This window comes from Janthinobacterium sp. HH106 (assembly GCF_001758725.1).
Lineage (GTDB): Bacteria > Pseudomonadota > Gammaproteobacteria > Burkholderiales > Burkholderiaceae_D > Janthinobacterium.
Window position 1 is genome coordinate 1 of record NZ_LRIC01000020.1, and the last position, 5,622, is coordinate 5,622.

A 5,622-nucleotide genomic window follows, 5' to 3' on the forward strand; every position below is an offset into this window, starting at 1 on the left:
TGGTTTTTCATGACAATCGCATTGTTCCATCAGGACAAGCACTGACGGCCGGGTCGCTGGCGGCTTTCTGCCCCCCCTGCTGGAAGCGGCCCGCCGCCTGGACCTGGCGCCGGAAGACTGCTGGTACGTGGGCGACGACCTGCGCGACATCCAGGCCGGCCGCGCCGCCGGCATGCGCACGGTCGCCTGCGCCTGGGGCTACTGCGGCCCCGTCGAACCGCAGCACTGGAACGCCGACCATTTGCTCGATACGCCGCAAGCGTTGCTCGAGCTGGTGAGTACTGTGGTGAAGGCGGCGCAGGAGCGGCAGCTGGCGGCTTGATGGCTTGATACTGCATCTGCCCGGCCTTCTATCCATTACTGCGAATGCATCATGCAAGAGTGTGAAGATTGCGCTACAATGAAGGCTCTGTGGGGACGACCTGGTTTCGACGTGGGTTGCAAAGCAGCGCAGGGCATACCGAGGGCGGGCTACCTCGTAAATACAACCTGAAAAAACTTAACTGCAAACGATAACTCGTACGCACTGGCAGCTTAATCGCTGTTAGCTCTAGAACACCTCGTCCCTGGGGTGGGCCGTCAAAAGCTCTAGAGTCATTTACAGGGACTCGTCGTATGCTGGGTTACTTAGCGTCCGACTAAATAATAGGTAACTCGCTTGCCCATAACGTGCACATCCGTGCTGGCTGAGTTAAATTAAATGATAGTGCTAAGTATGTAGAACTGTCTGTGGAGTGCTTGCGGACGCGGGTTCGATTCCCGCCGTCTCCACCACTGAATTCTTTAGAATCAAGTAGTTAGCAAGAAGAAGGCTGTCATTATTTGGGTTGTTTTTGGGCTGTTTTAGCCTGGGAATGACAACAAAATGACAGCCTTTTTTTCTGTATACACGCCTCGTACCCTGATCTGGCATCGGCACGTTAACAATGCCTCACCACGCACATAAGAAACAACGTTCGCCTTCGCTATCCAATGTCAGCGGGGCGGCGAAGTAAGTTCATTCGCTGACTTAGTGAGCAAAGAGTCAATTCGACGTTACTGAGCCATCCGATTGCAACACTCAGGCGCCGACACTCAGCAGGCCAAGGATGTCATCCAGGTCGGCTGGCTTGACCAAGTGATGGTCGAAACCTACGGCTTTAGTCTGCGTCTTCGTGGTTTCATCACTCCAGGCAGTAAGGGCAATCATTTTTACCTGCTGGAAACGAAGCGTCTGCCGGAGGGTTGATGCGACCTGGAAGCCATTTACATCAGGCATCCCAAGATCAAGAAAGACCACATCAGGGGCAAAGCGGTCTGCCGTCCGCAGAGCCTCGGCGCCTCCATATACGGGCACAGCTTCATGACCACAAATCACAAGAAATTCCGCGATAAGATCGGCGGCATCACGATTATCATCAACAATCATGATTCGCAAGGGGGAGAGTTGGTTTGCCATACAGCACCTGCCGTTCGTTCTGATGCATCCAAATGTAAGGACACATATTGAGCCGGCAAGTTCAAGGCGGCTGAAATTTTGAACAGTCGGGGGTGAGGACTGAAGATGAGATTGCTTGATGGGAATTATACATATTTTTCAGAAAACATGCATAAAATGAAATAATGTCATTGGTTTCCACTGGATCAAAATTCATATCAATTGCTGACTGTAATGTGCTTTTCAATTTCTAAAAATACTCTAAAATATAAATCCGAAATTGACTACTTAACATACTTCATAGCGGAGTCGTCAATGGGAAATGACCAAAAAATGCAACATGGTGACTATAAGTACCAGATAGCCAGCTACAAGATGGTGAACGGTATGTATCAAGGCGTTGTCCTCCTTACCGCTCATGCAGGAATCGAATACTCCCCAATTATTGAAATTCCAACACCAAGCGTTTTTAAGACGCAGCATGCAGCACGGATCGAAGCCTCGGCGCTAATCTGGCAGCTCATCGAAACAGGCGCAGTGGTTGAATTTGTGCCACAAGATGGCAAATCTACTTCCTGTCCGAAGGAGCCTTAAACGACTCTCTAACGTCAGTTTCTAGTGCTATGAGTACTTCCGGATATAAAGCGAAAGACGAAAAAATGAATATAGTTTTTTTGCCATCAAATCCCGCGAACGAACGCAGAATTGACGCTCTATCCGAGTCGATCGTCAATTCAGCCATCGATATGGAAGAACGATTAGGATCTTTACATGCCATCCTCTACATGCGTCGCCATAAGATTGACATGTCCGTGGCGGTTAGGGTGGTTTTAAGGCGCGCCGAAAGGAGAAATAACATAGCCTGGTCGACCTGTGAACCTGGCGGCTTTGTTGATTTTGAGGCCGGATCGAATGTTGCACACTCCACAGCCAGAACCTTAGTCCAGAGCCGTAATCAAGCATGACATTTGGACGCGGCCTCTGCTTTTATAGAACTGGCGTCGTGAAATTTGCACTGTATTGATGCACAAAGCTATTAAGCTTTTGTCCGATTGTCACACCGGCACCTCGCTCGCAAGCGCCCAGCCCGTGTTCATTTTTTCACGCGCAGCGGAAGCGGATCAGCTACAGCCACCATGCGCTCTGCTGGATACTGCTGAAACAAATCCTCTTCGGTCACAAGGGAGCCATCGAGCCAGCCGTGATACTGGTCAGGGTCGAGGATCATCACCATCCGTTTTTCATCATCCGGCTTGTGGAAACGCTGCATGAGCGGGTGGCCATCGGCGTTTATCGTCAGCATCGAGAACGACAGCACCAAATCTTGCGGCCGGAATTCCCATATCCCGGCGATGGCGGCCGGCATGCCATCGGCGCGCTCAATGCGCCAGCGGATCGGCTTCCCTGTTTCGTAGCAGGGTTCAAAGAAGTTATCGGCAGGGATAATGCAGAACTGTTTGCGCTTCCAGGCATTGCGGAAAGATGGCTTCTGCGCCACGGTTTCGGTGCGGGCGTTGTAGGTCTGGCGCGCCAGCTTCATATCGGCCCAATGCGGAACCATTCCGAAGCATGCCGGCGCGACTTCCAGTTCACCGGACACGTCGTGCGATGCGCGAATGATCGGCGCCATGTATCCTGGCCAGGCTTCCGGCGGCAAGTCAAATTGAGGGGAGCGGACAGCAAAATGCTGTTCGATTTGATCGCTACGGCTGGGGGTATAGTCGGCGCACATGCAAATTATTCTACCTGCCTTCTGGCATCGGCGGCGGCTCCGTCCCGACAAAACACAGCCAGGACTGCGCATAGTCGCAAAATTGCATATCTTTCTTGCTGCGCTCAAACCCTGACAACACCATGCGCCCGTCCCGATACCAGAGCAAATTCACATCGAAAAGTGTGTCAACGTATTTGCCGCTATCTCCGTAAGTGAAGCGGGCCAGCTTTACCAAACGGTGCAAGCCCTGGTCTGTCGTTTCAACGACTTCCAATGTGCCAGGCCGGGCCGAGTGGTAGCGATCATTCAACCGTCGCTTGGGCACCTCCACCCCATCAAGGCGCATCTTTAACATTTTAACAATCATTGTGACACCCAAGTAAAATACTGTACATACATACAGTATACCAAGAGTTCTTGAGGTCGCAATACACAGCAATGACGCGAGGGCGTGAGGATGAATGATGCGCAGAATACAGACGCCAATACATGGGCCAGAACCGCGCCAGGGGGCGGCGCAGCGCGAAAACAACACCCCTCCTACGTCGCCACACCACCCGCACGAAAAACCGCTCAAAGTGCGTCAAAATGCGTCAAAACGCGCGCCCCCTCTTCGCCCCGCCGCGCCAGTCCTCATGCGCCTTCGGCCATGGCGCAAATTTGAGTCAAAAGAGCCCTATATAGCGGGCAGGTGTGGAGGGGGGACAACTGCGCGCGCCAGGCCGAAATGGGGCTTTTTCTTGCCTCCATGGCAACACCAATCGTTGGGACGTGAAAAAGCCGCCTCGTGGGCGGCCTGTGCGGTGGCTGGGGCGCTCCGGCACGGCTGGGCTATCTCGGCCCTGCCCTGCCGGCTATCGCGGCGTAGCGGTCATCCTGGGCGGCCGGCACGGATCATCGCCGCCTGTTCCTTGTCGTAATCGTCGCGGCAGTCGGCATTGCAGAATAGCAGCGCGGGCGCCAGCGCCTCGTCGCAGTAGTGGCAGCAGCCATGCGCCACCAGGGCGGTGCGCCGCCGTACAGCGGCCAGGCCGCGCGCGACCTCGGCGAAGATGATCTTGTCGGTGTTGTCGATGTGATCGCTCATTGCGCTGTCTCCTTGCCCAGGCCCAGGTCATACGGCGCGAACTTCACCACTTCCACGCCCGCCCATTCGTTGATGGCCATGAACTGCGCCTGCAGCGGCACTAGCTCATTACGGGCGAAGACGCGCGCGGCCGGTTCCACGGCGCCGAAACCGCCGGCATTGTTCGGCAGGATGCCCATCAGCTGCGGCGGCACGCGGTGCGCGGCCAGCTGGTCGTCACGCGTGACGCTCTTGATGTTGAAGAACTCGTCCTTGGCGGCCACGTCCGATACGGGCAGGATCTGGATACCATCCTTCTTGCCGGCCGGCGCGTACATGAACAGGTTGCGGAAATTGCCCGGCCCCTTGCTGTCGCGCATGGCTTGGCGCAGGTTGTCCACGTCCTGCGTGTTGGCGGCGGCGTCCGTCATGTAGAACACGAAACCGGCGTGCGAGCCGTTCTTGTAGTACTTGCGGCGAAACAGGGTGGCCGCCTCGTTGAGCCAGGCCGATTGCAGCGCGCTCAGGTACTGCGGCACGCCGTACAGCTCCTGGTTCACGTCCGGTTCCATCAGGTGAAACACGCGGCCCTTGTCGAACTGGTGCACGGCCTGGTAGCCATTGACGAAGAAATACGTGTCCAGATCGACGCCGCGCCGCATGTACTTGGCCAGCGCATGCTGGTACGCCAGCGCCTTGCCGCTGCGGCTGGGGCGGTCTTCCAGGTAGGCATTGCCGAAAGTCAGGAAGTCCAAGGCCATGCGTTTGAAGGCGTCGCGCGACAGGTATTTGCTGGGGATCAGGGTGGACGCCAGCACATTGGCCTTGAAGTGGATCGCGCTGCTGTGGTGCACGCCGGCATTGAAGGACTTGGCCAGGCCGGCCAGGTTGACGGGCGGCTCATACCAGTGGCCGTTCTTCCAGCATTCGAAGCAATCCAGAATGTCGGCGTGCTCGAGCACGGGCGTCGGGTCGCCGAAGGAAAACGCCTCGATGCCGGCGGCGGCCGGCGCCGTGGTAGCTGGTGGTGCGCTCTCGGCCTGGCGGCCGCGCGCGCGCAAGTGTCGTGCTTTGCTCAAGAATAAATCTCCATGAAAGATTGGTGGTTGTCGGTGGTGCCTTCGAATGGCTCGTGATCGAGGGCGTGCATGCAGGCCCACGCCAGGTCTGCGTGGCCGGTTTCATCGCTGCGGCCGGCGATATAGGTCACGTGCCGCCCGCTGGGGGTGAGGGTCTTGTGGATGGCCATGAAGGACTGCGCGATGTCGATCCAACCGGCGTCAAATTCCAGCCGCCCTTTGCTGATGATGTTTTTCGCCTTCAAAACCATGCGCGTTTTGACTTCAGGCGAGTAATTCAGGGGCGTGACGGCCGGGAAGAAGCCGCGCACGATGGGCAGCACGCCGATGCCCATGCCCGTGGTAT

Annotated in this window: 6 protein-coding genes, 1 other RNA gene and 2 pseudogenes; 3 read left to right on the top strand and 6 right to left on the bottom strand. The window is 56.1% G+C overall.

All coding sequences use genetic code 11. The features are described 5' to 3' along the window. Positions 1-73: 73 nt before the first annotated feature. Both JAB8_RS10960 and ssrA read left to right on the top strand, forming a co-directional pair. Positions 74-322, top strand: a pseudogene (locus tag JAB8_RS10960) (HAD hydrolase-like protein); the annotation flags it as partial. A gap of 91 nt (positions 323-413) precedes the next feature. Beyond that, positions 414-774: a transfer-messenger RNA gene (gene ssrA / locus JAB8_RS10965) on the top strand. A 286-nt stretch (positions 775-1,060) separates the two neighbouring features. Here ssrA and JAB8_RS10970 read toward each other — a convergent pair. Further along, entirely contained in the window at positions 1,061-1,438 is a 378-nt protein-coding gene (locus tag JAB8_RS10970; protein ID WP_070289524.1) for a response regulator, read from the bottom strand. Positions 1,439-1,732: 294 nt separating this feature from the next. Between JAB8_RS10970 and JAB8_RS29030 the strand changes: the two genes are divergently transcribed. Continuing rightward, positions 1,733-2,011: a hypothetical protein gene (locus JAB8_RS29030; RefSeq protein ID WP_139143009.1), complete on the top strand. Its 279-nt coding sequence runs from the start codon at positions 1,733-1,735 to the stop codon at positions 2,009-2,011. A gap of 499 nt (positions 2,012-2,510) precedes the next feature. Here JAB8_RS29030 and JAB8_RS10975 read toward each other — a convergent pair whose 3' ends face one another. The 5 genes and pseudogenes from JAB8_RS10975 to JAB8_RS10995 form a co-directional block, all read right to left on the bottom strand. Continuing rightward, positions 2,511-3,149 carry an SOS response-associated peptidase family protein gene (locus JAB8_RS10975; protein WP_070289525.1) on the bottom strand — a complete coding sequence of 213 codons (639 nt, stop codon included), beginning with the start codon at positions 3,147-3,149 and terminating at the stop codon, positions 2,511-2,513. A 10-nt stretch (positions 3,150-3,159) separates the two neighbouring features. Then, entirely contained in the window at positions 3,160-3,486 is a 327-nt protein-coding gene (locus JAB8_RS10980) for a hypothetical protein (RefSeq protein WP_070289526.1), read from the bottom strand. Positions 3,487-4,002: 516 nt separating this feature from the next. Next, positions 4,003-4,218, bottom strand: coding sequence for a hypothetical protein (locus JAB8_RS10985; protein ID WP_070289527.1), 216 nt, complete (start codon positions 4,216-4,218; stop codon positions 4,003-4,005). Next, positions 4,215-5,258, bottom strand: coding sequence for a phage portal protein (locus JAB8_RS10990; RefSeq protein ID WP_254679496.1), 1,044 nt, complete (start codon positions 5,256-5,258; stop codon positions 4,215-4,217). Before JAB8_RS10990 ends, JAB8_RS10985 begins: the two co-directional genes overlap by 4 nt. 14 nt (positions 5,259-5,272) lie before the next feature. Next, positions 5,273-5,622: pseudogene (locus tag JAB8_RS10995) on the bottom strand (terminase); the annotation flags it as partial.